This window comes from Pseudomonas canadensis, from assembly GCF_000503215.1.
GTDB classification, from domain to species: Bacteria; Pseudomonadota; Gammaproteobacteria; order Pseudomonadales; family Pseudomonadaceae; genus Aquipseudomonas; species Aquipseudomonas canadensis.
The window spans coordinates 122,419-147,340 of the sequence record NZ_KI628539.1 but is presented as its reverse complement, the minus strand read 5'-3'; the positions used below and the strand labels follow the sequence as shown (position 1 = coordinate 147,340).

Below are 24,922 nucleotides of genomic sequence, written 5' to 3'. Positions count from 1 at the left end.
CGTGGAGCTGATCGACACCCACACCCATTTGGACTTCCCGGATTTCGACAGCGATCGCCGGGAAGTCCTCGCCCACAGCCGAGCCTTGGGCGTGCAACGCATGGTGGTGTTGGGGGTGTATCAGCAGAATTGGCAGCGGTTATGGGACCTGGTGCAAGCGGATGAAGGCTTGTTCGCTGCCTTTGGCCTGCACCCGGTGTACCTCGATGACCATCGCCCCGCCGACCTGACGGAACTGGGCGACTGGCTGACTCGCCTGCACGGCCACCGGCAACTGTGCGCCGTGGGCGAAATCGGCCTGGATTACTTCCTCGAACAACTGGACCGCGAACGCCAGCAGAGCCTGTTTGAAGCGCAGCTGAAACTGGCGGTGGACTTCCAATTGCCAGCGCTGCTGCACGTGCGTCGCAGCCACGCCGCCGTCATCGCGACCCTCAAGCGCATTCGCCTGCCCCGCGGCGGCATCATCCACGCGTTTGCCGGTAGCCGCGAAGAAGCCCGTGAATACATCAAGCTCGGCTTCAAACTGGGCTTGGGCGGCGCCGCCACCTGGCCTCAGGCCCTGCGCATGCACAAGGTGCTGGCCCACCTGCCGTTGGATGCGGTGGTACTGGAAACCGACTCACCGGATATGGCGCCCGCCATGTATCCCGGCCAACGCAACAGCCCCGAACACCTGCCGGCTATCTGCACAGCGCTTGCCGAACTGATGGATACCAGCCCTCTATTACTGGCTGAGGCGAGCACACGCAATGCGTGCGAGCTGTTCGATTGGTAGCGCGGGCGTGACCAACTGCAGATTCAACGTCATGCGCTGGCGGTAACGGGCGTATCGCAACACCAGGAAATGCACGAGCAACACCACCAGCGAGATGTTGAATTGGCCGATCACACTCATCAGACCCACCCACTCTGCCACCAGCGCAACGATCATTACCGTGCAGGTCAACATCACCATGCTCGGACGCACCAGTGCCCAATGATCCAGAGACCTGAATTGACGCAACTGTCGAGGGCAGTTCAACTGCAAGATCCACTGACAGTAAGGACAATCGAACGGTTCTTCGATGGCGATGGCATTCAGTTGCCAAGGCTTGAGATTAAAAGTGATATCACAGTGAGCGCAGTGCCCCTTGATGCCGATTACAGCGTTCATCGCTGTGCCTCCTTAGGACATTAAATCGAATGAAACAATTTTCACTCATTCAAAACTCCTGAAAAGAGACGCAGCGATATCAGGACAAGCACCACGCCAGCAAACGACAAATCCTACATTCCGAACTCACACACGAAACGCGCCGATCAATTGTTTCAGCTCAATCACCTGCAGCGACAACTGGCGACTCGCCGCTTCGGTCTGATGCGCGCCTTCGGCGGCATGTTCACCAGCTCGATTGATTGCAACGATGTTCTGGTCGATATCGTGGGCGACGGCGGTTTGTTGCTCCACCGCGGCGGCAATCTGCTGGTTCTGATCGACGATCATCCCGACGGCACCGAGTATATTTTCCAGGGCTTGCTGGACTTTTTCCGACTGTTCCACGGTGCCACTGGCCATTTCATGGCTGCTGCCCATGGCCTTCACGGCCGCCGCTACGCCGCTGTGCAAGCGGCTGATCATCTGTTCGATTTCTTCGGTGGAATGCTGGGTGCGTCGCGCCAGGGTGCGCACCTCATCGGCCACCACCGCAAACCCACGCCCTTGCTCGCCGGCGCGCGCGGCTTCGATGGCCGCGTTAAGGGCCAGCAGGTTGGTTTGCTCGGCAATGCTTTTGATCACTTCCAGCACGCTGCTGATGGACTGGCTGTCGGTGGCCAGTTGGTTGATCACCCGCACCGACTGATCGATTTCCGTGGCGAGCCGCGCAATGCTGCCCTGCTGAGACTGCACCAGGCCACGGCCGCTGACGGTTTCGGCGTTCACGCTGTGTGCACTGCTGACCGCCGCTGCCGCGCTTCGCGCGACCTCTTGGGCGGTGGACGACATCTGGTTCATCGCGGTCGCGACCTGCTCGATCTGCGTACGCTGCCCGGAAACCGCCTGATTGCTCTGGGCCGAGACCGTCTCCACCTGCCCGGCCTGCAACTCGACCTGGCTGACGGTGTGCCCGACGTGCTCGATCAAATCATGGATCTTCGCCACGGTGCCGTTGAACACCTGGCCCAGGTCACCCAGCTCATCGCGGCTATGCGCAACAAAGGTGACAGTCATGTCACCGGCCGCGACCTTATGCATCATCGCGCCCAGACGGCTTAACGTGGTACGCGTTGAGGCGTAGAAGCCTGCATACAAGTAGAAAATCAACAGGAACACCGCGCTCAGGGCCACGACCAACACCACCATGTGCGTGCGGTTCTGTGCCAGGCGTTGTTCCAACTGCTGCCCGAGAAAGGTCAGCGTGGCGTCATCCAACTGATAGGTCTGGGCCATCAACCGGCTGACCCCGTCGTAGAAATCCTGCCAAGGCGCGTCGAGGGTTTCGGCCATCACCACCTGTTCTTCGAATAACTCGCTGCCTTGCTTGAGGCTGGCGTTGCTGGTACTGGCCAGGCTGTCGAGGGCCGCATGCGCGGCTTTGCTCGCGCCCAAGGCATCCTGCAACTTCAGGCCATATTCGGCCTGGAGTTTTTCCAATTGCTGCAACAGTTCGTCAAAGCGTGTGCTGGACGACGAATTGAGAAAGCCTTGGCCCAGAGAATAAGCGCCCATTGCCCGGCCTTCGCCCAATGTCTGGGTGACCTGCGGGGTCACGCTGGTGATCAGCTCACTAAGTTGGCGCAGATCGCCTTGGGAATCGCGGCTTAAACCGGATTGGCTGGCGATGATCTGGCTGAGCATCTGAGCCTTGTTGAGCAATTTGCCGATCAGCGCACTTTTGCTCAGCAGCGACGTTTCCTGCTGCTGGGCCTTGAAGGCGGCGATCAACTCGTCGCGCTTGGCGTCAAACGCGGCAATTTGCTCGGGCTCGGTCGTCATGGCGTTGAGGCTTTGCAGGCGACTCAACACGCTTTGTTCCAAGGCGCTGATCTTGCCCTCAAGGTCGCCCGCCTTACCGGACTGGCCTAGCGTGGCGTTGATCTGCACCTGGTTGTTGAGGGTTTCCAGATCGCGGCGCAGGGCCAGGCTGCTCCCAAGCAAGTCGAGGCTTTGCAGCTCCACGCGTGTGCCCTGGAATTCACGCCACGAATCACGCACCAGGTAATAGTTGGTCGCCAGCATCGGCAGCAGGAACAACACGCTGATCAAGCTGAACTTCATGCCGAAGCTCAGGCGATTCATCAGCGCGACGGCGGGATAGAGCAAGCTCTTCACAGGTGAACTCCCTTTCTTTTATTTTTATTGAGGCGCAGGGCGGCAGTTAGCCAGCATCTGTATAGCTCAATTTGAAAGGGAGTTTTGTAACTTAAGGTTAATGAGTTGAGGCGTTAGGGCAGCACCGTCCAGATCGCAAACCCGGCATACCACAGCACCGCTGCGCGCAGCAGCAGTTCCCACAGCCGGTCCAGGCTGTTGATACCATCGGGACCGACCGCCGGTGGCGGGATTTCCGCGGCAACCAGGCCGACTTTCTCCACCAGTTGGGCAGCGCTGATGTCCCAACTCAGCAGTTCGTGCAGCATCACACGGCCAACGGCGACGAAGTTGCCCACCAGGGCAAAACTGGCCGCCAGCAGACGCACCGGAAGCCAGTCAAATGCGTGGCGCAGTTGCCCGGCCCGCTCAGCCACCAAAGGGTTCTTGCTATGTTCACTGGCCAGTGCGAGCAGGCGATAAGCCAGCGCGGCAACCGGGCCCAACAGGAAGTACCAGAAAATCACCGCGAAAAAGCTCTGGTAGGCCTGCCACAACAGATGGCCCTGGACGCGTTCGAGCAGTTGTTCGCCACTGTCGGCGCTCAGGTTCAGGTCACGCTCGGCCACATGCTCGGCGGCTTGCAGATCGCCACGTCGCCAGGCATCGCGGAAGGGGCCGAGTCCGGCGAGCAGATCACCACGGCCCAGGCTGTAGATCACCACCAGCAGGTGCACCGGCAGTGCCAACAGCCCGTAAGCCACCGGCTCCAACACCAGCAGCAGCAACGCCAGCAATGCCACCGGCAACAACACCAGCAATGCCAGGATCAGCCAGGGTTGCTTGCCCATGCGCGGGCTCGATTCCAGCTTGGCCAGTTCACGCAGCCAACCGCCATCACGCTGCAACCGCTGGCGCAGGGCCGAGAACTTCTCGATCCATACGGCCAACACCAACACCAGGAAACTCATCGTGCGTGTCCTCCATCCTGCAGGGCGCTGCGAAAGCGCGTCCAATCAAAAGCCGGGCCGGGATCGGTCTTGCGACCCGGAGCGATATCGCTGTGACCACAAATACGCTGGGGCGTAATGCCGGGGTAAGCCACCAGCAACTGGCGGGTCAGATCGATCAATGACACATATTGAGCGTCAGTGAACGGCTGGTCATCCGTACCTTCAAGCTCCACCCCCAGGGAAAAGTCATTGCAGGTTTCCCGACCCTCGAATTGCGAGATCCCGGCATGCCAGGCCCGGTCGAGACAGGACACAAACTGCGTCACCGCACCATCGCGCTCAATCAGAAAATGCGCAGACACCCGTAGGTCAGCGATCCCTGCAAAGTAGGGATGTTCCGTGACATCCAAGCGGTTCTGGAAAAATTCCTGCACTTTTCCGGTGGCGAACTGCGCCGGTGGCAAGCTGATGTTATGCACCACCAACAGTGAGATTTCGCCTGCGGGGCGCTCGTTGAAGTTGGGCGAAGGGCAATGACGAATGCCCTTGCACCAACCGCTGATGGGGTCCAACTGCATACCGGTTCCTTGAACGAGACAACGTTTGACCAGTATGCCGCGTTCGACCCTCCGGTTGCGATCACTTGCCGCGATTGAGTTGACGCAGCTTGCCCACCACGGCGGTCAAGGCGCGCTCGAACAAGGGGCCGTCCTCCAGGGTATGCAGCGCCCCCCCCTTGAACGCCAACGCCAGTTGGCCCGCGCTTCTCTCCAACACCTTGAGCCCTGTGCGACTGGTGAAGATATAGGTGTCGGCCGGCGCCATGATCGCCGTCAGCCGGCAGCGCAGCGTAGTGGCTTCGTCTTCCTCGAATACCACCCAGCCACCCACCTTGAGTTGTCGGGCTTTCAGCAGGTCGGGGTCGTTGTCCGGGAGGTCGTGGACCGGATCGAGTGAGGCCGAGGTCAACACAAAGGGTTCAAGCACTTCGATCCACTCGTCGACACCCTCAGCTGCCTGGACATGCAGGGCCTGCAAACGCACGAAGAATTCGCGGGTGCTGAAGGGGTCGAACGCGGCACTGGTCAACCCGTCACGCAAGGCCTTGAGCAAGCCCGGCAGTTGCTCCAGCAAATGACGCCCGGCTTCGGTGTCTTGCTGCAGGCCGACGCTCCAGATCAGTTCGTCCATGGTGCGCAGCCCCGCCTGCCACTGCACCGACTGCTCGCCATGCTTGAGACTGGCCAGCAACAGTACCTGGCTCCAGGCCTGCTGCAGGAACTGCACGACCGGACGCGGCAGGGTCTTGCCCAACAACCGCTTGTTCAGCACATCGGCCACGCGCTGGCGGGCCGCTTCAGTGCGCACGCGCCCGGCCTCGGCATCGCGGGTGTGTTGTTCAAGCAAGTCGCTGCGCCGCCGCTCATCCGCGGTAAACGCACTGAACTCAGTAAGTAACTGGGAAAAAATCGTCGGGTCTTCGACAAACTCGTTAAGCAAGCGCTGCACCACCTGTTCAATGCGCAGGTACAGATGGTCGCGCTGGCCGCCGCCCATGCCAGCCGCCGCAATTTCATTGAGCAGACGCCGCGCCGGGTGGCTGGTGCGACTGAAGAGGCTCTTGTCCAGCACCGCCACTTTCAGCATCGGAATCTGCAGGCGACCGATCAAGGCCTTGAAGGCATCGGGCACAGCGCGGTCGTTGAGGATGAACTCAAACAGCAGCGCGATCAGGTTGATCACATCTTCGTCCGCATCCTCAACCACACGCGATTTACCACTCTTGACGCTGACGCGAGTGAGCAACTGCTCAAGCTGGTTGCGCAGGTCAAAATCATCCTCGACCTCAGGCTCCGGCACGTACTGCTGCAAATGGGAGAGCAAGCGCAGCAGGTCACGGGTAGCAATGGGCAAGGTTTCGGCGCTGGCTTCAAGGGTCGGCGCCACGCTACCGCGGACTGCGGTGAGCAACGGCTGGAGCGCGGCGAAGGCTTCCTGGCCATTTTCGTCGACAGGCGGCAAGGTTTCCTCGCGCGCAAGTTCACGGGACTCACGCGCCTCGATCCGACGGGACGGTACGGCCTTCAGCTCAGGCAAAACACCCGTCGCGACCAGCAATTGATTGGCTTCGCCGTACAGTTGGTCGGCGTCACTGAGCACGTACTTTTCAAACAACTTGAGCATGATCAGTTTGACGCGAATTTCCACGCCCAGGCTGCGCCCCGCCCGCAGGAAGAACTCACACAACAGTGCAGGCCCCAGTGGGTTTTCACGATCATCCAGGCGATTGCCGAGCAACGCGCTCAAGCGCGCCGTGAGTTGCGCCAAGGCCAAGCCATCACGGTGCCGCACCCGACCCAGCATGGCTTCAAGCGCCACGGCTTTTTCCAGGTCATCCTTGGATGAACCTGGTGCTGCGTCGTAGGAAACCACCGGCACCAACTGCAATTCCCCGCGCCCTGCCTGACCCAGGCTGGCGAAGGCTTCAAACAGGCGTTCCATGAACACACGCTCGAAATTCTTGCGCTTGAGGCGCAGGTCGCGCATGGCCTCGAAGAAAATATGGTGATCCAGGTTGTTACGCGCCTTGTCGGCCATTTCGAACAAGGTGTCGTCGGCGTTATCGAACAAGTCCTGCAGCCCTTGCTGCAACTGTTGCGCCGCCTTGTCGCGGACCTGCAGTAACACCACCGGCAGTCGGGCGAGCGGCGATGGCGTGGCGGGCGCCTTGTTGAAGGGCACCACCTTTCCGTCATTGTGCATCCTGGCCTCCTGAAACGGCGGTATTGGTCTGAACGTCAAAGCTATGACGCCAATTGCAAGGCGCGAGATTATCTTGCAAATGAGGGGGGTTGCGCCAGCAAACTCTGACTTTGCGCGGTAAATGAGTGGTGAGCCTGGGTTCGAACGCTCGCTGCCCCTATAATCGGGGCACTTTGTCTGTGGAGCCTGTTATGCCGAATCTCCGTCTTGCCGACCTCACCGCCGAAATCGAAGCCAACGTGCGCCGCGCACTGCTGGAAGACATCGGCAGCGGCGACATTACTGCGCAATTGATACCGGCCGAACGGCTGGCCACGGCCACCATCATTACCCGTGACACGGCTGTTATCGCCGGTACGGCATGGGTGGATGCGGTGTTCCGCCAGTTGGACCCACGGGTCGCGGTGCATTGGCAGGTGGCCGACGGTGAACGCGTCAGCCCCAACCAGGTGCTGTTCCACCTTGAAGGCCCGGCACGCTCGCTGCTGAGCGGCGAACGCTGTGCGTTGAATTTCCTGCAACTGCTGTCCGGGGTCGCTACGCGCGCGCAATTCCTGGCGGATTTTGTCGCCAGTACCCAGGTCAAGCTGCTGGACACCCGCAAAACCTTGCCGGGGCTGCGCCTGGCGCAGAAGTACGCCGTGACCTGCGGCGGATGCCACAACCACCGTATCGGTTTGTATGACGCGTTCCTGATCAAGGAAAACCATATCGCTGCCTGTGGCGGCATTGCTCAGGCGATCACCGCCGCCCACAAGATCGCGCCCGGCAAGCCGGTGGAAATCGAAGTGGAAAGCCTGGATGAACTGCGCGAAGCCTTGGCGGCGGGCGCGGACATCATCATGCTCGATGAGCTGAGCCTGGACGATATGCGTGAAGCCGTGCGCCTGAACGGCGGCAAAGCGAAGCTGGAGGCCAGCGGCGGGATCAATGAAAGCACCCTGCTGCCCATCGCTGAGACCGGGGTGGATTACATCTCGATTGGTGCGATGACCAAGGATGTGAAGGCGGTGGATCTGTCGATGCGCCTGAGCATCTAAACCGTTGCAAGCAGTAGTGAGCGGGCTTGCCCCGCGCTGGGTGGCGTAGCCGCCCCAATAAAACCACAGCGTTATATCAATTAGAACGCGGCGGTAGATTTTTGGGCGGCTACGCCACCCAGCGCGGGGCAAGCCCGCTCACTACAAACTTCAGACGACCAGGGCGTTCATCTCGCAGTACTCTTCCCATTCGACACCCAGCACCTCGGCCGCCTCTTTGTGCAAGGCCAGCCGCGCCGCTTCGAACTCTTCCGGGGTCGAGGTGTACTTGAGGGTCAGCTCCCAAGGCTGGTAGCCCTGGCTCTCGGCCTCGTCCTCAAATGCCCACTGGATCTGGTCGCGCTGATCATCGGCGCTCAGGTCCTTGATCTCTTCTTTAAGCTGCGGCGTGTCCTCAAGGTACTTCTTGAGTGCTTCTTCGTGCCGAGCGTCCTGGGTCATTTCAGTCGTGGTCATGTCGTTCTCTTAGATCGAGGAATGGGGATGCATCTGGGTCATCAAGGTTGCGCAGATACAAAAGAGCGGGCGCAAATGCCAGCTCGTCTGGCCTTCAGAACCATTCTGGGATCAACGGAAAACAGTGCTGCCGATGTTGCCTTTTTGCCCGAGACAGGAATCGAACCTGCGACCTTCGCGTTACGAGTGCGCTGCTCTACCGGCTGAGCTACACGGGCGGTGGGCTAAAGCTAGCACCGCATCGGGAGTCCGGCAACTTGCCGCCGTCAGCGGGCAATCACGCCTTGAGCCCAAAAGCGTGGTTGCAGCATGTTGTCATGGCTGCTCAGGTACTGCTGCTGGGCGCGCGCGATGTGAGGCACGTCACGCACGGCGATAACGATCAACAGACCAACGGCCAGCAGCCCCAGGGTTTTCCAAGCGCCCCAGGCCAATGGCAGTTGGCCGGTTTGCGGAGTTCGCCAGACATGCAGCGCCATCAGCCAGCCCACCACCAACGCCAGCCAGACCTGGGAGTTGGGCATCACGATCACGCCGTCGACCATGGACTGCACTAATGCACCGACCAACGCCGCAAACAGACAGAGCCGCAGCAGGTCTGCCCACTCCGTGCTCTGTGCACGCTCACGCAATACACCGAGCGTGGCCCAACCTGCACGCCATGCCAACACGGCGACGCACAACGCCGATGGCACACCCCACTCACTGGCCCATTGCAAAATGGCCTGATGAGGGTGAGCGGCAATACTGTTGGCGATATCGGCGAACTGCATTGGCCCGAACCCCAGCAAAGGCCGTTCGACGAGCATATGCCAGGCCTGCCACCAAATCGGACCACGTCCCGACAACGTGGTTGTGAGGCGATCGCTGGCGGCATTGGCGATTTCGATCCCCAGGTAATCCGCCAACACCTTGAACACCAGCCAATACAACAACAGTCCCCCCAGCATTGCGGCCAATTGCCAACCCAGCCAGCGCCGGCCCCATGGTCCTAGCACCGCCAGCACCACGCCCGTCGCGCCCATGCCAAGCCAGGTGCCACGCGTGCCGCCACCCACTGCAATCAGCCACCATACGCACAGCAGCGCAAACACCGCGGCCTTGAGTGGGCGAGAAAGCGTGGGGATCAACAAAGGAAGCGCCAGCAGCGGCAAGGTAAGTGTCTGGAACTGGCCGTAGAAACGCTTGTTGGAAAAGCCAGACAGCAACAAGTCGGGATCCAGCCTCCCCTCCGCGCTGATGAACGCTAGAGCACCGGCGTAGGTGTATTGAATCGACTTGATCAGGCACAGCAGCACCACGAACACAATCAAGGCGCGATCCAAAGACTGACCGCCCTGACGCCGCGCCAAGGCAAATGCTACGGCAATCGCGCCGCAGCTGATGAATAATGCCACTTCGACAAGTGCCCACAGCGGTTGGCGAGCCCGCATTGAAGACACCAGTCCCAACCCGATGATGAGCATCAGGCCCAAGGCTGTGGGCCGGTCAACCAGCCGTTCAACGCGGGTGACCGACAGCCCATACAGCACCGCGCAAGCACCGATGGCAATCTGCATCACCCGCTGCAGATCATGTCCACTGAAGGGAGCACAGATCCCGACAACCAGCAGGCACACCACCGCCACCAGGAAAATACTGCCACGCTGCTCTAGGGATAACACCATCGGCCACCTCAACTTCCCTGTGGAGGGTTTAGCAGTTAAGCGCCGTCGGCGCCGCAGCCTTTGGCGACATATTTTGCGTCAGCGGTGGTGGTGCATTTCCAACCGGCGGTGGCATCGCGCGTCAGGCTAATGGTCTTGCCCAGCACCGGTGCCGGCGCATCAATTATTTCGCAACTGATCGAGCCTGCGCCTGTGGCAACGTCCCCAGCCACGCCAATCTTGCAGTTGGCTGTCGGGCTGGTGCCGCCGATCAATGCCAGCGTAGGAACCGTGCCCTGGTTGAGGGTGTCTTCATACCCTGGCTTCAACGCGGTGATTTCAGCCAGGCCGGCGGTGAATTTGGCCTTGGCCTGGTGGGTGGTGTACATGGGCAGGCCGATGGTGGCCAAAATGCCGATGATTGCCACGACGATCAACAACTCGATCAGGGTAAAACCTTTTTGACGTATCACATTCACTCTCCAGGATAGAACTCATGACAAGGCGCGTCCTGCGCCCCGTGTTGTGCAGCGGCGCCAGTGTACTCATGCGCAGCCGCTCAATCGCGTACAAGTCGCACATTCTGACATTTTATCCTGCTGCACCCGCCAGCCCGAATCCGTCACCTGACTAAGCTATAAATCTTCGACGACCTCTGTGCGGAACGCTGACATGGACGACGCTTTAACGCTGTACGCCTGGGAAGGCATCAATCGCAAAGGACGCAGGGTGTGTGGGCAAACCACGGGGCACAATCTTGCCTGGGTCAGGGCCCAGTTGCGCCAACAGGGCATCAGCCCAGGCCATGTGCGCAAGAAATCCTCCGCTCTACGGGGACTCACACCGCCGATCAAATCGACGGATATCACCCTGCTCACTCGCCAACTTGCGACGCTGCTGAAGGCCGGAATTCCCCTGCTGCAAGCCTTCGACATCATCGGCGAAGGCTTCGAACACCGCGCTGTGCGTGAGCTGGTGCAAGGACTGAAACAAGCGATTGCCGCAGGTTCCAGCCTGTCCGACGCCTTGCGCAAAAAGCCTCGCTGCTTCGATGAGCTGTTTTGCAACCTGGTGGCCGCTGGCGAACAGGCCGGAGCACTGGAAACCCTGCTGGAGCGCGTGGCGATTCATCGGGAAAAGAGTGAGCAGTTAAGGGCCAGGATCAAAAAAGCCATGACCTATCCGATCGCGGTGCTGGCGGTGGCCTGTCTTGTCACTGGCGTCTTGTTGATCCACGTCGTGCCGCAATTCCAGAATCTGTTTGCCGGCGTCGACGGCACGCTGCCCGGCTTTACCTTGCAGGTGATCGCTCTGTCCGAGCTCATGCAGAAGGCCTGGTGGATCGTAGCGCTTGGCGTTCTCGCGGGAGGCATGGGATTGCGCCACTTCTATCGCGCCGTCCCTGCATTTCGACGCTGGCTGGACGCCGGTTTGTTGAAAACCCCACTCGCAGGCAAACTGCTGACAAAATCGGCCGTGGCCCGCTACGCACGCACACTGTCCACGACCTTCGCAGCGGGTGTTCCATTGGCTCAGGCATTGGATTCAGTGGCCGGCGCCGTTGGTTCAGGGCCGTTCAAACAGGCAATCGAACATATGCGACATGACGTATCCACCGGCATGGCATTGAATCAATCCATGGTCGCCAGCGGTCTGTTTCCTCGTATGGCAATCCAGATGACTGCCATCGGCGAGGAGTCAGGCACACTGGACCGCATGCTGGAAAAGGTCGCCAACCATTACGAGGCCGACGTGGACAACCTGGTCGACAACCTCACCAGCCTGATGGAGCCGCTGATCATGGTGATCCTGGGGAGCATTGTCGGTGCGCTGGTAATCGCCATGTACTTGCCGGTCTTCCAGCTGGGGAGCGCGTTTTGAGCCTGTTACTGGTTGCGCATCCGTGGGCTTTTGTCGTGATGGCGGGTGTACTGGGGCTGATCGTCGGCAGTTTCCTTAACGTGCTGGCATGGCGCCTGCCAAAAATGCTCGAACGGGAATGGCGCGCCCAGGCCCATGAAGTCCTCGGTCTACCCGCCGATCCCGCTGGGCCGACCTACAACCTGATGCACCCCAATTCCTGCTGCCCGCACTGCAACCATCCGATACGGCCGTGGGAAAATATCCCACTGCTCAGCTACCTGTTCCTGCGAGGTCGCTGTGCCCATTGCCAAGGTGCCATCAGCGCCCGCTATCCGCTTACTGAACTGGCGTGTGGACTGATCTCGGCCTGGGTCGCCTGGCATTTCGGCTTTGGCTGGCAAGCGGGCGCAGTGCTGGTGCTGAGCTGGGGTTTGTTGGCGATGAGCCTGATCGATGCCGACCATCAACTGTTGCCGGATGTGCTGGTGATGCCACTGCTGTGGCTGGGGCTGATCGTCAACGGGTTCGGCCTGCTGACGACATTGCCCGACGCCCTGTGGGGCGCGGTGTTCGGGTACATGAGCCTGTGGAGCGTGTTCTGGCTGTTCAAGCTGGCTACCGGCAAGGACGGTATGGGCCACGGCGACTTCAAGTTACTCGCACTGCTCGGTGCCTGGGGCGGCTGGCAGATCCTGCCGATGACGCTGTTGATGTCGTCGTTGGTCGGCGTGTTCGTCGGCTTGATCCTGATGCGCCTGCGCAAGGCCCAGGCGTCGGCACCAATGCCGTTTGGTCCGTATCTGGCAATTGCCGGCTGGATTGCATTGCTCTGGGGTGGTCAAATAACCGACTTCTATTTGCAGTCTGTCGGTTTCAGATGACCACTTCTGTTGCAACACCCTGGATTCTCGGCCTCACCGGCGGTATCGGCAGCGGCAAAAGCGCGGCGGCGCAGCACTTTATCGACCTGGGTATCGACCTGGTGGACGCTGATCACGCCGCCCGCTGGGTGGTCGAGCCTGGCCGCCCGGCATTGGTACGCATCGCTGAGCACTTTGGTGCCGGCGTGTTGCAACCTGACGGCCAGTTGGACCGCGCCGCCTTGCGCACGCTGATCTTTGAAGTCCCCGAAGAGCGCCGCTGGCTCGAAGCCCTGCTGCACCCGTTGATTGGCGAAGAGATCCGCAGCCACCTGGCGCGCGCGACGTCACCTTACGCGATTCTGGTGTCGCCACTGCTGATCGAGTCGGGCCAGTACAGCATGACCCAGCGCATCCTGGTGATCGACGTGCCGCAATCGCTGCAGATTCAGCGTACCCTGCAACGCGACGGCATCAACGAACAGCAGGTGCAGGCGATTCTCAAGGCGCAGTCCAGCCGTGAAGACCGCCTGAAACATGCCGATGACGTACTGGTCAATGACCAGGACCTCGCCTGGCTGCACAGCGAGGTCGAGCGACTGCACCACTTTTACCTTACTTTGCGTGGAGGCCGATCATGAGCCAACCCTTGACCGTCGACTGCCCAACCTGCGGCGCACCCGTGGAATGGAAAGCGACCAACCTCAACCGGCCGTTCTGCTCGGACCGCTGCAAACTCATTGACCTGGGCGCCTGGGCCGCTGAGGAACACAAGATCCCCGTGGCCCCGGAGGCCGAAGACGAGCTGTTTTCCGAAGACCTGCCGCCACGCCACTAAGGGCGCATAAAGGCGTATTCCTGCTGGTCGTCGAGGTTCTCTGCAAGGTATTGCAGCTCGTCGGCCAGGTCTTCGAAACTGCGCACACCCTTGCTCTGCTGCACCACTGCGCTGAGCATGGCGCGCAGGGTCAGGCCTGGGTCAAAACCGATTTCCTGTGCCGCATCCTGGCTTCTGCGCAACTCCTGCCGTGCCCACTCGTACACACTCATGTTTCATGCTCCTGAAAAATTCTGCAGAGCATGGGCCTGGCTGCGTGCGCTGGATTTGATCTGGGTCAACGCTGCGAATCTTCATCCTTCCAAGGTGCCGAGAGGTAGCGCGTGCGGTTGAAGGTCTCCAGCCATTCAGGGCAAAACACCACCAGGGCGCTGATGACCATGCCGTTGATAAAGGCTTCGGGGAAAATGATCAGCCACAGGTAGCCGATGAAATCTTCCAGCCATTCCGGCATGGCGAAACGACCGTCGAACCAGAGCAGCCCAAGCCCGAACAGCAGGCAAAGCAGCGCCGACAGAGCAGCAGCAAAAAAACCGGAACAGAAGATATACACAAAGGGATTGCGCGGTTGCGCTCGCTCCACCAGCAACGCGCAGGCCTCGGTGACCAGCACCGGCAGCCCGATCAGCAACAGGCCGTTGATGCCAAGGGCGGCCAAGTCCTGGCGACCCAACACCATCAAGCCAACCTGGGCGGCAAAGCCGCCGACGATTGCGAGGGGCCAATCCAGCAGCAGGGTCACGGCGGTCATGCCGATGAAGTGGTAGGACACGCCGGTATCAAAATCCCGCCGCACCAGCCACAGTATGAACAACGCGAACACGGTGCCGAACAGCAAATGTTGGCGTCGACGGTCGGCAAACAATTCGACCCAAGGTGACCGTATGACCGCCCATAGCACAACGGGGGCATACAACAGCCAGCCGACGCCCAGGGTTGTCGGCGCCAGCATCGCGGCACTGATCACGGCAGCACGCTCCATGTTGGAAAATCAGTCGGATTGTCAGTCTACACCGACGTTTTATAGCGGGACTTCCTGCGGTCATCATTTGAGCGCTAAGCTGCTAGCTATGGATGACTCAGATTACTTGCGCCTGCTCACCGTAGCAGCCGAACAAGCCAACGCGTTCCTGTCCAATGCCCGCAAATGGGAGCGTGAGCGTTGGGTCTGCCAGCGCCTGCTGCAAGGCTTGAACGTGCCCTACCGAGCCGAAGAGTTTCATGCCGCCGGGCAAGAGCCGCCGGACGTACTGTTTCGCGATGCCAGCTTCGAGGTGTTTTTCGTACTGGATGAGGGCCGCCGCCTGAACGACGAATGGCGCGACGAGTTGCTGCGTCGGCGCAGCGCCTTCTCCCTGAGCCAATTGGTGCGGCGCGAAGCCAAGCCGCGGCGCATTCCGGCCCACGAATTTTTATTGCGCCTGGCACCTACACTGCGCAAGAAGGCGCATAACTATAAAGAACGCGGGATGGACCTGGGGGAGCTGGATATCGTCGCCTTCACCAGCCTCAAGCGCGAAGTACTCGACCTCAACAGTCATTTTCCGCCGCCGACCGAATACCTGCGCCAGGGCTGGCGCTCGTTGTCGCTGGTGGGGCCGACCTTTGCACGGGTTTTGTTCGCTCACCCCGACGCACCGGATTTCTTGCGCAACAACCTGGGCCGCAGCATAGTGTTCGATGTGGGCATCAGCCTCTGATCCCCCGGACTGTAACGTGGCGCCCTTTTGCAACGTCTACCTGACGAGGCCTTTATGACCAGCCGCCTGAACCCCGATGACCAACAGCATGTCGAAGAGTACCTGCAACTCTCCCAAAACCGAGTCGAGCGCAAGCCTTTCCGGCCGTGGCTGCTCCTGGGTGTGGTGCTTGTTGTGGTGATCGGCCTGGGCTTGCTGAGCCGACTTTTGAGTTACCTGACGCTATGAGCTGCCTGGCGCTCGCGGGGGTAACTGCTCCGATTTCTTTTAGCCTTGCGAGATATCCCCATGACCCATCGTATTATTATCGTCGGCGGCGGCGCCGGCGGCCTGGAGTTGGCTACCCGCCTGGGTAAGACTCTGGGCAAGCGCGGCACCGCCAGCATCACGCTGGTAGACGCCAACCTGACCCACATCTGGAAGCCCTTGCTGCACGAAGTGGCCGCCGGTTCGCTGAACTCTTCGGAAGACGAACTCAATTATGTCGCCCAAGCCAAATGGAACCACTTCGAGTTCCAACTGGGGCGCATGAGCGGGCTCGACCGTGAACAGAAGAAGATCCAGCTGGCCGCCACCCTCGACGAAGAAGGTCGTGAGCTGGTGCCCGCGCGCGTGCTGGGCTACGACAGCCTGGTGATTGCTGTTGGCAGCACCACCAATGACTTCGGCACCGAAGGCGCGGCGCAACACTGCCTGTTCCTCGACACCCGCAAGCAGGCCGAGCGCTTCCACCAGCAACTGCTCAACCACTACCTGCGCGCCCATGCCGGGCAGACGGATGTGGTGGAAAAGATCAGCGTCGCCATCGTCGGCGCGGGGGCAACCGGGGTCGAGCTGGCCGCCGAACTGCACAACGCCGCCCACGAGCTGGCCGCCTACGGCCTGGACCGCATCAAGCCGGAAAACATGCACATCACCCTGATCGAAGCCGGCCCACGGGTGCTGCCAGCCCTGCCGGAGCGTATCGGCGGGCCTGTGCATAAAACCCTGGAGAAACTTGGGGTGACGGTGCTGACCAATTCGGCGGTCAGCGAAGTGACGGCCGATGCGCTGATCACCAGCAGTGGCCAGGTGATTCCCGCCAGCCTCAAGGTCTGGGCCGCGGGGATTCGCGCGCCTGGTTTCCTCAAGGACATCGACGGCCTGGAAACCAACCGCATCAATCAACTGCAAGTACTGCCGACACTGCAAACCACCCGCGACGAAAACATCTTCGCCTTTGGCGACTGCGCCGCCTGCCCGCAACCGGGCACCGACCGCAATGTACCGCCACGGGCCCAGGCCGCTCACCAGCAAGCATCGCTGCTGGCCAAGTCGCTGAAGCTGCGTATCGAGGGCAAGGACCTGCCGAGCTACAAGTACACCGACTATGGCTCGCTGATCTCGCTGTCGCGCTTCTCGGCGGTGGGTAACTTGATGGGCAACCTCACCGGCAGTGTGATGCTCGAAGGCTGGCTCGCGCGGATGTTCTATGTGTCGCTGTACCGCATGCACCAGATGGCGCTGTATGGGGTCTTCCGCACGGCGATGTTGATGCTGGGGAGCAAGATTGGGCGTGGAACCGAGCCGCGCCTGAAACTGCACTAACAACAAGGTCCCGGAGGGGACTTGGTCAATGTGGGAGCGGGCTTGCTCGCGAAAGCGGTGTATCAGTCAGTACATCTGGCACTGAACCACCGCTTTCGCGAGCAAGCCCGCTCCCACATTCGTTTTGCGGTGAGTCAGATTTGCGTGCACAAAAAAAATCCCCGTATCTTTCGATACGGGGATTTTTAATATGGTCGGGGTAAGGGGATTCGAACTCCTGACATCCTGCTCCCAAAGCAGGCGCGCTACCGGACTGCGCTATACCCCGGTAAAAAAAAGGCGACCTTTCAGTCGCCTTCTTCGATCAGCGCTTTTGGCCTCTGATCTTAAGATTCGATTCCAGCGTTAACTGGTCTCAAAAATGGTGGGTCGTGTGGGATTCGAACCTACGACCAATTGGTTAAAAGCCAACTGCTCTACCAACTGAGCTAACGACCCAAATATGGTCGGGGTAGGGGGATTCGAACTCCCGACATCCTGCTCCCAAAGCAGGCGCGCTACCGGACTGCGCTATACCCCGATATTGAAATTGGCTCCGTGACCAGGACTCGAACCTGGGACCCAATGATTAACAGTCATTTGCTCTACCGACTGAGCTATCACGGAACTACATATTTCAAAGTACTGCGTTGTTGCTTACTACCTTCTCTTCGACTTGTCCGTATCGCTACGTTCATGTCTCTGAGGCGCGCTATTCTACAATCTTAAAAACCCCTGTCAACCCTTTAAATTGCTTTTAAGACAATGATTTGCGCTTGTTTCTGATTTCTTCTTGGGGAGAAGAAACCCGTGGGCTGACGTTGCTGCGGGGCGCACTTTACAAGCCTTTGCCTTACAGTTCAACGCCCTATCGAAAAAAAAAGGCCCCGCAATGCGGGGCCTTCTCTTATTACCCAACAGACGGGGATCAGTGGAAGACAATTTCGTCGTTTTCCACCGTCGCCTCGACGCTGGTGCCCGGCATGAAGCTGCCGGACAGGATCAGCTGGGCCAGCGGGTTCTCGATCCAGCGCTGGATCGCACGTTTCAGAGGCCGTGCGCCATACACCGGGTCGTAACCGACCGCGATCAGCTTGTCCAACGCCTCGCCGCTCAACACCAGGTCCAGCTCGCGCTCTGCCAGGCGCCCACGTAGGCGGCCCAACTGGATCTCAGTGATGCCGGCGATCTGATCCCGTGCCAGAGGCTCGAAGATCACCACTTCGTCGACCCGGTTGATGAACTCCGGACGGAAGTGGCTGGTCAGCGCATCCATCACGGCAGCGCGCTGGCCTTCACGATCACCCACCAACTCCTGGATCTGTGCCGAGCCCAGGTTGGAGGTCATCACGATCACCGTGTTGCGGAAGTCCACGGTACGCCCGTGGCTGTCCGTCAGGCGTCCATCTTCCAGCACTTGCAGCAGGATGTTGAACACATCCGGGTGCGCCTTCTCGACCTCATCCAGCAGGATCACCGAGTAAGGCTTGCGCCGCACGGCTTCTGTCAGGTAACCACCCTCTTCGTAGCCCACATAGCCTGGTGGTGCACCGATCAAGCGAGCCACCGAGTGTTTCTCCATGAATTCGGACATATCGATCCGCACCATGGCCTCTTCGGTATCAAAGAGGAACTCGGCCAAGGCCTTGCACAGTTCGGTCTTACCCACACCGGTCGGGCCGAGGAACATGAACGAGCCGCTCGGACGGTTCGGGTCGGACAAACCGGCCCGCGAACGCCGTACCGCGTTGGACACCGCGACCACGGCCTCTTCCTGGCCAATCACACGTTGGTGCAACAGGCTTTCCATCTTCAGCAGCTTGTCGCGCTCGCCTTCGAGCATTTTCGACACCGGAATGCCGGTCCACTTCGAGACGACTTCGGCGATTTCTTCCTCGGTCACCTTGCTGCGCAGCAACTGGTTTTCAGGCTTGCCGTGCTGGTCGACCATCTGCAGGCTGCGCTCCAGGTCGGGGATCACCCCGTACTGCAACTCGGCCATGCGGTTCAGGTCGCCTTTACGGCGCGCGGCTTCCAGCTCCTGGCGGGACTGCTCGATCTTTTGCTGGATCTGCGCAGAGCCCTGCACTTCGGCTTTTTCCGAGGTCCAGATTTCTTCCAGGTCCGAATACTCGCGCTCCAGACGGACGATTTCTTCCTGGAGTTTTTCCAGGCGTTTTTTCGCCGCGTCGTCTTCTTCTTTCTTCAGGGCCTGGGACTCAACTTTCAGTTGAATCAGGCGCCGATCCAGACGGTCGAGCACTTCCGGCTTGGAGTCGATCTCCATGCGGATGCGGCTGGCCGCTTCGTCGATCAAGTCGATGGCCTTGTCAGGCAACTGACGATCAGTGATATAGCGGTGGCTCAATTTCGCCGCCGCAATGATCGCACCGTCAGTGATCGCCACCTTATGGTGGACCTCATAACGCTCTTTCAGGCCACGCAGGATCGCAATGGTGTCCTCTTCGCTCGGCTCTTCCACCAGCACTTTCTGGAAGCGACGCTCAAGGGCCGCGTCCTTTTCAATGTACTGGCGATATTCGTTGAGCGTCGTGGCACCGACGCAATGCAACTCGCCCCGCGCCAAGGCTGGCTTGAGCATGTTGCCCGCATCCATGGAGCCTTCGCCTTTACCGGCGCCGACCATGGTGTGCAGTTCGTCTATAAACAGAATGATCTGCCCTTCCTGCTTCGACAGTTCATTAAGCAGGGATTTCAGGCGTTCTTCGAACTCGCCACGGAACTTGGCGCCGGCAATCAGCGACCCCATGTCCAAGGACAGCAGGCGTTTGCCTTTGAGGCCGTCCGGCACTTCACCATTGATGATGCGCTGGGCCAGGCCCTCGGCAATCGCGGTTTTACCCACGCCAGGCTCACCGATAAGCACCGGGTTGTTCTTGGTGCGACGTTGCAGGACCTGGATGGTGCGACGGATTTCATCGTCACGGCCGATCACCGGATCAAGCTTGCCTTCTTCAGCGCGCTTGGTCAGGTCGACGGTGTATTTATCAAGGGCTTGGCGCGACTCCTCATGGTTGGGGTCGTTCACCGCGTCGCCGCCACGCAGGTTGTTGATGGCGTTTTCCAGGGCTTTCTTGCTCACGCCCTGGCCCAGCAACAACTTGCCGAGCTTGCTGTTTTCGTCCATGGCAGCGAGCAGCACCAGTTCGCTGGAGATGAACTGGTCGCCCTTTTGCTGGGCCAAGCGGTCCGCTTGGTTAAGCAGGCGCGCCAAGTCCTGGGACATATTCACGTCGCCGGTAGGGTTTTGGATTTTCGGCAGTTGGTCGAGCTCCTTGCTCAACTCCTTGCGCAGGCTGTTGACGTCGAAGCCCACCTGCATCAGCAAGGGCTTGATAGAACCACCTTGCTGTTCCAGGAGCGCCTGCATCAAGTGTGCAGGCTCGATGGCTGGGTGGTCGAGGCCCACCGCCAGGGATTGAGAATCAGATAACGCCAACTGCAATTTGCTGGTTAAACGATCTATACGCATTAGTCACCTTCCTTTTGAGCAGGCCGGAGCTATAAAACATCCTGAATGAAGAAACCTGCCAGATACCCTTATAGATGGGGTGGATTCTGGGAGATTCAAGCTACGGACAGTTGACGCAGATCAGATGAGTCTAGCGTTCCAGCCAGATAAGGGAGGCAAACCGACCGGTGCGTGGGCTACGGCGGTAAGAAAAGAAGCGCGGGTCGGTCACGGTGCAGAACCCCCCACCATAAACAGCAGTGACGCCACGTGCGGCCAGGCGCAAACGGGCCAGCTTATAGATGTCGGCCATGAACTTGCCAGGATTACGGCTGGGCACGAAGGCTTCAGCGGTGATCGGCAATTGCTGCATGAAGGCTTCACGCACTTCCGGGCCGACTTCAAAGGCTTGCGGACCAATCGCCGGGCCAAGCCAGACCAGCACTTCACACGGATCGGTATCCAGGCTTTCAAAGGCAGCTTCCAGCACGCCCGCCGCCAGTCCACGCCAACCGGCATGGGCCGCCGCCACATGGGTGCCGGCGCGATTGCAGAACAACGCAGGCAGGCAATCGGCGGTCATGGAGGTGCAGGCAATGCCAGGGGTGCTGGTCCAACTGCCATCCGCTTCGGCGGTGCGATTTGGGTCGGCTTCGACCACAGTCACACCATGAACCTGACGCAGCCAAGCCGGCTGAATATTGAAGGCATCGCTAAGACGACGGCGATTCTCAAGGACGGCCTCCAGGCTGTCCTCGACGTGATCGCCCAGGTTGAGGCTGTCGAACGGCGTCAGGCTGACGCCGCCCGCACGGGTGGTGACGCAGGCTTTCACCTGAGCCGGCGCAGGCCAGTCAGGAATCAGCCAGTCACTCATCCGATAAACGCCTCGCGATCCTGCTTGAGCAGCGACAGCAGCCAGACCAGATCGTCCGGCAGCGGCGATTCCCAGCTCATCCGTTTACCGCTCGTCGGATGGTCCAGCTCCAGGAAACGTGCGTGCAAGGCCTGGCGCGGGAAGGTTTTCAACGATTCAACCATGGTCTGGCTGGCCGCAGGCGGAATACGGAAGCGACCGCCGTAGGCCGGATCTCCGACCAACGGGAAGTTGATGTGCGCCATGTGCACGCGAATCTGGTGGGTACGGCCGGTTTCCAGCTTGACCCGCACGTGAGTGTGGGAACGGAAACGCTCCAGCACACGATAGTGGCTAACGGCCTGCTTGCCGCCTTCCATCACCGCCATACGCTGGCGCTGCTGGCCGTGGCGACCGATTGGGGCGTTGATCTTGCCACCCGCTACCACCACGCCGATCACGATGCACTCGTAGATCCGGCTGACGCTGCGGCTTTGCAATTGTGTGACCAACTGCGTCTGCGCCTGAATGGTCTTGGCCACCACCATCAAACCGGTGGTGTCCTTGTCCAGACGGTGCACGATGCCGCAGCGCGGGACATTGATGATGTCCGGCACGTGGTGCAGCAGGGCATTGAGCAAGGTGCCATCAGCGTGCCCGGCCGCCGGGTGAACCACCAGGCCTGCGGGTTTGTTGATGACCAGGATGTCGTCGTCTTCATAGACGATATCCAGCTCGATGTCCTGGGCGACCCATTCTCCCTGGGCTTCCTGCTCGGCAGTCAGCTCAAGAATCGCACCGCCATGGACTATGTCTCGCGGGCGGATAACCGCTCCATCCACAGTCAGGCGGCCGTCTTTGATCCAGGCGGAAAGGCGCGAGCGCGAGTGCTCAGCGAATAATTGTGCGGCGACTTGATCGAGGCGTTGGCCGCCCAATTCGGACGGCACCTCTGCGCGAAGTTCAATTTTATCGGACATGCTCAGACTAGGCGTGGCGTAGCCTTTGGTTTCGGCTGCGCGCTTGTGGTTAAATACGGCGTCTTTTGCCCCGAGGCTTTCAACGGGGCGCTCATCATAACAGGACGGCCCCGCCCAAGACAGCGGCCGTCATAGGGACGCAAGCCGCCATGCAAGTGAAACACCTGCTGCTGATCGCCATCCTCGCCATGACTGCTGCTTGCTCGTCAACAAAGGAAGTCGTCGACGAAAACCTGAGCGAAGTCGAGTTGTACCAACTGGCTCAGAAAGACTTGGACAATAATAGCTTCACCAGCGCCACAGCGAAGCTGAAGGCACTGGAGTCGCGTTATCCGTTCGGGCGCTATGCCGACCAGGCCCAGCTCGAGTTGATCTACGCCAACTACAAGAACGCCGAGCCGGAAGCTGCCAAGTCCGCCGCCGAGCGTTTCATCCGCCTGCATCCGCAGCACCCGAACGTCGACTACGCCTACTACATGAAGGGCCTGACCTCGTTCGACCAGGACGTCGGCCTGCTGGCGCGCTTCCTCCCGCTGGACATGACCAAGCGTGACCCGGGTGCTGCCCGCGACTCCTACAACGAGTTCGCCCAGTTGACCAGCCGCTACCCCAATAGCCGCTACGCACCGGATGCCAAGCAGCGCATGATCTACCTGCGCAACCTGCTGGCGTCCTACGAGATCCACGTGGCGCATTACTACCTGACCCGTCAGGCCTACGTAGCCGCCGCCAACCGTGGTCGTTATGTGGTAGAAAACTTCCAGGAAACCCCTTCTGTGGGTGACGGCCTGGCGGTGATGACCGAGGCTTACCAGCGTCTGCACCTGGACGAGCTGGCCAGCACCAGCCTGGAAACCCTGAAGCTCAACTACCCGGATCACCCAAGCCTGAAAGACGGCCAGTTCGTGCCTCAGGTTGCTGAAGCGGACAACCGTTCGTGGCTGAGCAAGTACACCCTGGGCCTGATCGAATCCCGTCCACCGCTGCCGCCGGGCGAAACCCGCGCCAACCAGGACGTGATCAAGCAGTACCAGGACGCCAAGGACGCCATTCCTTCGGAGCTCAAGCCGCATGACGAGAACGGCGACGTGATCGAAGAAGAAGAGCCGCAGGCCCTGGGCAACAACCAGGACCGTTCGTGGTTCAGCTACATGACCTTCGGTGTGTTCGACTGATTGCACCCGGCGTCATCAAGAAGGAGCCTTTCGAGGCTCCTTTTTTGTGGGTGATATTTATTGCGCTGTGCGCCTGGCACGTCCTTGGCTAAACTGGCGCATTCCTTGTCGAGAAACTGCCCATCATGCTTCGTCTATTGTTCTGGATTGCCGTCATTGCCGCCGCAGTATGGTTCTGGCGCAAATTCAAAAGCCCGGCCGCCAAGCAGCAACGTACCAGCGAGCCTGACGCTGCCCTGATGGTGCGCTGCGCCCACTGCGGCGTACACCTGCCACAGGATCGCGCCCTGAGCTCGCGCCAGGAGTGGTATTGCACCCAGGCGCATCTGGAACAAGGACCGAAGTCTATCCAGCGTTGATCCGACCTTCGGGCGCATAAGGCGCGGGGTCGATGATCGGCGTACGCGCCAGCAGCAAGTCGGTAAACAACTGGCAGGATGCCGGCGCAAGCACCAGGCCATTGCGGTAATGGCCGCAGTTGAGCCACAAGCCTTTGAAGCCCGGCACTTGGCCAATATAGGGGATGCCTTCCGGCGAACCAGGGCGCAATCCGGCCCAGTGCCCAACCACCTCGGCGTCCGCCAAGGCGGGAATCAACTCCACCGCTGATGCCTTGAGGCTTTGCAGCGCCGTGTCGGTAGGGGTCTTGTCGAAGCCTTCATGCTCCAGGGTACTGCCGATCAAGATGTGCCCGTCACGCCGCGGGATCGCATAACGCCCCTTGGCCAGGACCATGCTCGACAGGAAGTCCGAGGCGCATTTGTACAGGATCATCTGGCCTTTGACCGGCTCGACCGGCAGCGACAGGCCCAAAGTACCCAGCAGTTCACCACTCCACGCCCCGGCCGCCAGTACAACCTGATCACCGAAGATCGGCCCACCAGCTGTGTTCACACCCACGACATTGCCCGCATCCAGAACAAATCCGGTCACTTCACACTGCTCGTGGAGGGTCACGCCGGGCAACGCGAGCAGTGCCGCCTTGAGGGATTTGACCAGGCGCGGGTTGCGCACATTGGCGACGTCAGCCATGTAGACCGCGCTGGAGTACCCGCCGCCCAGCACCGGAACGGCATCATGGGCAGCCGAGACATCCACTTTGCTCAAGGGGCGGCCTTCTCGCGCAGCCCAGGCCAGGGCTTCGGCTTCGTCGTCCAGGTCCAGCCAGTACAGGCCCGTGGTATGCACCTCCGGGTCGACACCGGTCTGGGCAAACAGGCGCTGTGCCAACTGAGGATAAAAGTCTTGGGACCAATGGGCCAGTGCGGTGACGGCCGGGCTGTAGCGCCAGGGATACAGCGGCGAGACAATACCGCCGCCCGCCCAGGAGGACTCCCGCCCCAACCCCGCGCGCTCCAGCAGCACTACGGCTTGCCCTTGGGTCGCCAGGTTGAACGCTGTCAACAAGCCGATGACCCCGCCACCGACAATCACTACCTGCTGTTGCTCTGCCATCATTTGA

General features: G+C 60.2%; 25 protein-coding genes and 5 tRNA genes. 11 read left to right on the top strand and 19 right to left on the bottom strand.

Annotation, left to right across the window (positions count from 1 at the left end; translation table 11 throughout):
* The first annotated feature begins 1 nt into the window (after position 1).
* Positions 2-778, top strand: coding sequence for a TatD family hydrolase (locus tag U367_RS0123440; protein ID WP_028618805.1), 777 nt, complete (start codon positions 2-4; stop codon positions 776-778).
* Here the strand turns inward: U367_RS0123440 and U367_RS0123435 are convergent.
* The 5 genes from U367_RS0123435 to U367_RS0123415 form a co-directional block, all read right to left on the bottom strand.
* Positions 728-1,156: a hypothetical protein gene (locus tag U367_RS0123435; protein WP_028618804.1), complete on the bottom strand. Its 429-nt coding sequence runs from the start codon at positions 1,154-1,156 to the stop codon at positions 728-730. The genes U367_RS0123440 and U367_RS0123435 overlap by 51 nt on opposite strands.
* Before the next feature lie 126 nt (positions 1,157-1,282).
* Positions 1,283-1,987, bottom strand: a complete 705-nt coding sequence (locus U367_RS1000000132810) for a methyl-accepting chemotaxis protein (RefSeq protein WP_370468605.1) — start codon at positions 1,985-1,987, stop codon at positions 1,283-1,285.
* A gap of 1,439 nt (positions 1,988-3,426) precedes the next feature.
* Positions 3,427-4,263 (bottom strand): regulatory signaling modulator protein AmpE, encoded by an 837-nt coding sequence (gene ampE, locus U367_RS0123425; RefSeq protein ID WP_028618802.1) that lies wholly within the window; start codon positions 4,261-4,263, stop codon positions 3,427-3,429.
* A complete protein-coding gene (ampD, locus tag U367_RS0123420; RefSeq protein ID WP_028618801.1) occupies positions 4,260-4,823 on the bottom strand; it encodes a 1,6-anhydro-N-acetylmuramyl-L-alanine amidase AmpD in 564 nt (187 codons plus the stop codon). The genes ampE and ampD overlap by 4 nt, the downstream gene beginning before the upstream one ends.
* A gap of 61 nt (positions 4,824-4,884) precedes the next feature.
* Complete coding sequence (locus U367_RS0123415) at positions 4,885-7,008, bottom strand: DUF1631 domain-containing protein (protein ID WP_028618800.1); 2,124 nt, start codon at positions 7,006-7,008, stop codon at positions 4,885-4,887.
* Positions 7,009-7,199: 191 nt separating this feature from the next.
* On the opposite strand from U367_RS0123415, the gene nadC reads away from it, so the two are divergent.
* The gene (nadC, locus tag U367_RS0123410; RefSeq protein WP_028618799.1) at positions 7,200-8,048 is read left to right on the top strand and encodes a carboxylating nicotinate-nucleotide diphosphorylase; all 849 of its coding nucleotides are present in this window, start codon (positions 7,200-7,202) and stop codon (positions 8,046-8,048) included.
* Positions 8,049-8,198: 150 nt separating this feature from the next.
* On the opposite strand, the gene U367_RS0123405 is transcribed toward nadC, so the two are convergent.
* The 4 genes from U367_RS0123405 to U367_RS0123390 all read right to left on the bottom strand — a co-directional run bounded on the left by U367_RS0123405 (position 8,199) and on the right by U367_RS0123390 (position 10,620).
* A complete protein-coding gene (locus tag U367_RS0123405; protein ID WP_028618798.1) occupies positions 8,199-8,504 on the bottom strand; it encodes a DUF6388 family protein in 306 nt (101 codons plus the stop codon).
* Positions 8,505-8,649: 145 nt separating this feature from the next.
* Positions 8,650-8,722, bottom strand: a tRNA-Thr gene (locus U367_RS0123400).
* Positions 8,723-8,770: 48 nt separating this feature from the next.
* The gene (locus tag U367_RS0123395) at positions 8,771-10,171 is read right to left on the bottom strand and encodes an O-antigen ligase family protein (protein ID WP_028618797.1); all 1,401 of its coding nucleotides are present in this window, start codon (positions 10,169-10,171) and stop codon (positions 8,771-8,773) included.
* A gap of 35 nt (positions 10,172-10,206) precedes the next feature.
* Positions 10,207-10,620 carry a pilin gene (locus U367_RS0123390; RefSeq protein ID WP_028618796.1) on the bottom strand — a complete coding sequence of 138 codons (414 nt, stop codon included), beginning with the start codon at positions 10,618-10,620 and terminating at the stop codon, positions 10,207-10,209.
* A 202-nt stretch (positions 10,621-10,822) separates the two neighbouring features.
* Between U367_RS0123390 and U367_RS0123385 the strand changes: the two genes are divergently transcribed.
* From U367_RS0123385 to yacG, 4 genes are read left to right on the top strand one after another with little or no spacing between them, the layout of a single operon-like run.
* Complete coding sequence (locus U367_RS0123385; protein WP_028618795.1) at positions 10,823-12,031, top strand: type II secretion system F family protein; 1,209 nt, start codon at positions 10,823-10,825, stop codon at positions 12,029-12,031.
* Positions 12,028-12,894 carry a prepilin peptidase gene (locus tag U367_RS0123380; RefSeq protein WP_028618794.1) on the top strand — a complete coding sequence of 289 codons (867 nt, stop codon included), beginning with the start codon at positions 12,028-12,030 and terminating at the stop codon, positions 12,892-12,894. Before U367_RS0123385 ends, U367_RS0123380 begins: the two co-directional genes overlap by 4 nt.
* Positions 12,891-13,514, top strand: a complete 624-nt coding sequence (gene coaE / locus U367_RS0123375; RefSeq protein ID WP_028618793.1) for a dephospho-CoA kinase — start codon at positions 12,891-12,893, stop codon at positions 13,512-13,514. The genes U367_RS0123380 and coaE overlap by 4 nt, the downstream gene beginning before the upstream one ends.
* Complete coding sequence (gene yacG, locus U367_RS0123370) at positions 13,511-13,711, top strand: DNA gyrase inhibitor YacG (RefSeq protein WP_028618792.1); 201 nt, start codon at positions 13,511-13,513, stop codon at positions 13,709-13,711. Before coaE ends, yacG begins: the two co-directional genes overlap by 4 nt.
* Here yacG and U367_RS0123365 read toward each other — a convergent pair.
* Together U367_RS0123365 and U367_RS0123360 are read right to left on the bottom strand one after the other, a co-directional pair.
* Positions 13,708-13,923, bottom strand: coding sequence for a hypothetical protein (locus U367_RS0123365; RefSeq protein WP_003171680.1), 216 nt, complete (start codon positions 13,921-13,923; stop codon positions 13,708-13,710). The genes yacG and U367_RS0123365 overlap by 4 nt on opposite strands.
* A 65-nt stretch (positions 13,924-13,988) precedes the next feature.
* A complete protein-coding gene (locus tag U367_RS0123360) occupies positions 13,989-14,678 on the bottom strand; it encodes an energy-coupling factor ABC transporter permease (RefSeq protein ID WP_028618791.1) in 690 nt (229 codons plus the stop codon).
* Between the two features lie 103 nt (positions 14,679-14,781).
* Between U367_RS0123360 and U367_RS0123355 the strand changes: the two genes are divergently transcribed.
* From U367_RS0123355 to U367_RS0123345, 3 genes are read left to right on the top strand one after another with little or no spacing between them, the layout of a single operon-like run.
* Positions 14,782-15,411: a DUF1780 domain-containing protein gene (locus U367_RS0123355; RefSeq protein WP_010213242.1), complete on the top strand. Its 630-nt coding sequence runs from the start codon at positions 14,782-14,784 to the stop codon at positions 15,409-15,411.
* A gap of 54 nt (positions 15,412-15,465) precedes the next feature.
* The gene (locus U367_RS01000000130270; protein WP_016976295.1) at positions 15,466-15,639 is read left to right on the top strand and encodes a DUF3094 family protein; all 174 of its coding nucleotides are present in this window, start codon (positions 15,466-15,468) and stop codon (positions 15,637-15,639) included.
* Between the two features lie 60 nt (positions 15,640-15,699).
* Positions 15,700-16,998 carry an NAD(P)/FAD-dependent oxidoreductase gene (locus tag U367_RS0123345; protein WP_028618790.1) on the top strand — a complete coding sequence of 433 codons (1,299 nt, stop codon included), beginning with the start codon at positions 15,700-15,702 and terminating at the stop codon, positions 16,996-16,998.
* A gap of 191 nt (positions 16,999-17,189) precedes the next feature.
* On the opposite strand, the gene U367_RS0123340 is transcribed toward U367_RS0123345, so the two are convergent.
* The 7 genes from U367_RS0123340 to rluD all read right to left on the bottom strand — a co-directional run bounded on the left by U367_RS0123340 (position 17,190) and on the right by rluD (position 22,285).
* Positions 17,190-17,266 (bottom strand) — tRNA-Pro (locus U367_RS0123340).
* 94 nt (positions 17,267-17,360) lie between these two features.
* Positions 17,361-17,436, bottom strand: a tRNA-Lys gene (locus U367_RS0123335).
* 5 nt (positions 17,437-17,441) lie between these two features.
* A tRNA-Pro gene (locus U367_RS0123330) sits at positions 17,442-17,518 on the bottom strand.
* A gap of 10 nt (positions 17,519-17,528) precedes the next feature.
* Positions 17,529-17,604, bottom strand: a tRNA-Asn gene (locus U367_RS0123325).
* 301 nt (positions 17,605-17,905) lie between these two features.
* Positions 17,906-20,470 (bottom strand): ATP-dependent chaperone ClpB, encoded by a 2,565-nt coding sequence (clpB, locus tag U367_RS0123320; protein ID WP_028618789.1) that lies wholly within the window; start codon positions 20,468-20,470, stop codon positions 17,906-17,908.
* A gap of 130 nt (positions 20,471-20,600) precedes the next feature.
* Positions 20,601-21,326 carry a peptidoglycan editing factor PgeF gene (gene pgeF, locus U367_RS0123315; protein WP_028618788.1) on the bottom strand — a complete coding sequence of 242 codons (726 nt, stop codon included), beginning with the start codon at positions 21,324-21,326 and terminating at the stop codon, positions 20,601-20,603.
* Positions 21,323-22,285 (bottom strand): 23S rRNA pseudouridine(1911/1915/1917) synthase RluD, encoded by a 963-nt coding sequence (gene rluD / locus U367_RS0123310; protein ID WP_016976299.1) that lies wholly within the window; start codon positions 22,283-22,285, stop codon positions 21,323-21,325. The genes pgeF and rluD overlap by 4 nt, the downstream gene beginning before the upstream one ends.
* A 149-nt stretch (positions 22,286-22,434) precedes the next feature.
* Between rluD and U367_RS0123305 the strand changes: the two genes are divergently transcribed.
* Both U367_RS0123305 and U367_RS0123300 read left to right on the top strand, forming a co-directional pair.
* The gene (locus tag U367_RS0123305) at positions 22,435-23,460 is read left to right on the top strand and encodes an outer membrane protein assembly factor BamD (RefSeq protein ID WP_028618787.1); all 1,026 of its coding nucleotides are present in this window, start codon (positions 22,435-22,437) and stop codon (positions 23,458-23,460) included.
* Between the two features lie 125 nt (positions 23,461-23,585).
* Entirely contained in the window at positions 23,586-23,819 is a 234-nt protein-coding gene (locus U367_RS0123300; RefSeq protein WP_028618786.1) for a PP0621 family protein, read from the top strand.
* On the opposite strand, the gene thiO is transcribed toward U367_RS0123300, so the two are convergent.
* A complete protein-coding gene (thiO, locus tag U367_RS0123295; RefSeq protein ID WP_028618785.1) occupies positions 23,806-24,915 on the bottom strand; it encodes a glycine oxidase ThiO in 1,110 nt (369 codons plus the stop codon). The genes U367_RS0123300 and thiO overlap by 14 nt on opposite strands.
* Positions 24,916-24,922: the final 7 nt, after the last annotated feature.

What these genes read in the sequence shown, in the direction of transcription:
- U367_RS0123435 (WP_028618804.1), bottom strand. Translation starts at nt 1,156, where the DNA reads ATGAACGCTGTAATCGGCATCAAGGGGCACTGCGCTCACTGTGATATC.
- U367_RS1000000132810 (WP_370468605.1), bottom strand. Translation starts at nt 1,987, where the DNA reads ATGTCGTCCACCGCCCAAGAGGTCGCGCGAAGCGCGGCAGCGGCGGTC.
- ampE (WP_028618802.1), bottom strand. Translation starts at nt 4,263, where the DNA reads ATGAGTTTCCTGGTGTTGGTGTTGGCCGTATGGATCGAGAAGTTCTCG.
- ampD (WP_028618801.1), bottom strand. Translation starts at nt 4,823, where the DNA reads ATGCAGTTGGACCCCATCAGCGGTTGGTGCAAGGGCATTCGTCATTGC.
- U367_RS0123415 (WP_028618800.1), bottom strand. Translation starts at nt 7,008, where the DNA reads ATGCACAATGACGGAAAGGTGGTGCCCTTCAACAAGGCGCCCGCCACG.
- nadC (WP_028618799.1), top strand. Translation starts at nt 7,200, where the DNA reads ATGCCGAATCTCCGTCTTGCCGACCTCACCGCCGAAATCGAAGCCAAC.
- U367_RS0123405 (WP_028618798.1), bottom strand. Translation starts at nt 8,504, where the DNA reads ATGACCACGACTGAAATGACCCAGGACGCTCGGCACGAAGAAGCACTC.
- U367_RS0123395 (WP_028618797.1), bottom strand. Translation starts at nt 10,171, where the DNA reads ATGGTGTTATCCCTAGAGCAGCGTGGCAGTATTTTCCTGGTGGCGGTG.
- U367_RS0123385 (WP_028618795.1), top strand. Translation starts at nt 10,823, where the DNA reads ATGGACGACGCTTTAACGCTGTACGCCTGGGAAGGCATCAATCGCAAA.
- coaE (WP_028618793.1), top strand. Translation starts at nt 12,891, where the DNA reads ATGACCACTTCTGTTGCAACACCCTGGATTCTCGGCCTCACCGGCGGT.
- yacG (WP_028618792.1), top strand. Translation starts at nt 13,511, where the DNA reads ATGAGCCAACCCTTGACCGTCGACTGCCCAACCTGCGGCGCACCCGTG.
- U367_RS0123365 (WP_003171680.1), bottom strand. Translation starts at nt 13,923, where the DNA reads ATGAGTGTGTACGAGTGGGCACGGCAGGAGTTGCGCAGAAGCCAGGAT.
- U367_RS0123355 (WP_010213242.1), top strand. Translation starts at nt 14,782, where the DNA reads ATGGATGACTCAGATTACTTGCGCCTGCTCACCGTAGCAGCCGAACAA.
- U367_RS01000000130270 (WP_016976295.1), top strand. Translation starts at nt 15,466, where the DNA reads ATGACCAGCCGCCTGAACCCCGATGACCAACAGCATGTCGAAGAGTAC.
- U367_RS0123345 (WP_028618790.1), top strand. Translation starts at nt 15,700, where the DNA reads ATGACCCATCGTATTATTATCGTCGGCGGCGGCGCCGGCGGCCTGGAG.
- clpB (WP_028618789.1), bottom strand. Translation starts at nt 20,470, where the DNA reads ATGCGTATAGATCGTTTAACCAGCAAATTGCAGTTGGCGTTATCTGAT.
- pgeF (WP_028618788.1), bottom strand. Translation starts at nt 21,326, where the DNA reads ATGAGTGACTGGCTGATTCCTGACTGGCCTGCGCCGGCTCAGGTGAAA.
- rluD (WP_016976299.1), bottom strand. Translation starts at nt 22,285, where the DNA reads ATGTCCGATAAAATTGAACTTCGCGCAGAGGTGCCGTCCGAATTGGGC.
- U367_RS0123305 (WP_028618787.1), top strand. Translation starts at nt 22,435, where the DNA reads ATGCAAGTGAAACACCTGCTGCTGATCGCCATCCTCGCCATGACTGCT.
- U367_RS0123300 (WP_028618786.1), top strand. Translation starts at nt 23,586, where the DNA reads ATGCTTCGTCTATTGTTCTGGATTGCCGTCATTGCCGCCGCAGTATGG.
- thiO (WP_028618785.1), bottom strand. Translation starts at nt 24,915, where the DNA reads ATGGCAGAGCAACAGCAGGTAGTGATTGTCGGTGGCGGGGTCATCGGC.